1 protein-coding gene is annotated in these 1,293 nt (G+C 69.1%); it reads right to left on the reverse strand.

Features of this window, described 5'->3' with window-relative positions:
- Window positions 1–340: 340 nt before the first annotated feature.
- On the reverse strand, window positions 341–508 hold the full coding sequence (locus J2X49_RS12955; RefSeq protein ID WP_396131405.1) for a hypothetical protein: 168 nt from the start codon (window positions 506–508) through the stop codon (window positions 341–343).
- Window positions 509–1,293 lie beyond the last annotated feature (785 nt).

The raw sequence follows: 1,293 nt of genomic DNA on the forward strand, positions 1-1,293 counted from the left end.
CGCCGATGGTACTGCAGGGGGGACCCTGTGGGAGAGTAGGACACCGCCGGACTTCTTTTGGAAAGGGGCCCCAGATTCATCTGGGGCCCCTTTTTCTATGCCCGCACGCCGCTGAGCGATCGTTGCCGTGCCGCCGATGCGGCTGCGTCTCGAGCGCGGTGAGGTGGTGCCCGACCCCACGGCCTTTCGCACTGCGGCGATCAGCGCCTCGAGCGTGCGGAGCGCTCAGCGCTGATCGGCGCGAGCTGCACTGAGCCATCGGTTGGACCTTGGTGTTCTGCCAGGGGCAGTGGCGCTTGATGTGCAGTTGCCGGCCGCCGAGTTCTGCGACGGCTGCGGGTCAGGCGGGGGCGCGTCGGAAGGCGAGCGCGTTGTCGGTGATGACCTCTTCGATGCGAGTGATGCCGTGGTCAGCGAGGTAGTGCGCCGCTCGCCGGCGGAAGACGCAGCCCTCGACGACGATCGCCGGCTCACCTACCCCGCAGATGACGCGGCCGCGGACCTCCACGAGTCATGCGGTTCGGTGACGCACGCTACCGACACGTTTCACGATTAGGTCTCTGCTGAACGGAGACGGAAGCGGGATGACTTGGGGCACGAGAGGCCTCCGGGACCTCACTGCGGATCCCACCGCTCCAGCGCGGTCGAGGCTGCGTGCGCCCGAGCGGTTGATCGGCGCCATGGGACTGACGGCTCGGTGCGCGGGGAGCGAGCCGCGCTTCCGCGAGCGTGACCGCAGCCTCAGCCGGTCCTGCGGCGCGCTCTGTGGTGCGCGTGCGGGTCATGCGTCCACCTCCGTCATGTGCTTGATGACGACCATCGCGGAAGTGCCCTGGTCGACCTCTGCACCGGGGCGCTCGAGGCTGCAGCCGGCTGGCCCCGTACCGCGCAGCTGCATAAGGCGCTCGATCGCGCCGAGCAGCGGGGCCCTCGAGGGGTCACGCTTTCCGTCTCAGCGACGAGCGTCCGATCGGTTTAGCCCGCGGTACTCGACGAGCTCTCCGAGCGGGGGAGCTCGTGCGTGCAGGACAATGACGCCCCGGCCGCACCGTTCCAGCGCGGGGACGCGGCGGCCACCACGTGCCCGCTGTCCGAGCCGTCCTGGGGGAGCATGGAGCGCTCGCATCGCTGTCGGGACCGCGCGACACGCCCGGGCAGCGGCCGGTTGCACACAGGAGGCGAGACACATGTAATGTTGTCCCTCGTCACCCCATAGACGCCGGGCCGAGAGGCTGGCGGATCAAGAGGGACCAACACCTCCTCGTCTTCGGGTTCGTGCGCACGTTGTGCGCT

Origin of the sequence: Agrococcus sp. BE272 (assembly GCF_031457935.1) — a bacterium.
Lineage (GTDB): Bacteria > Actinomycetota > Actinomycetes > Actinomycetales > Microbacteriaceae > Agrococcus > Agrococcus sediminis.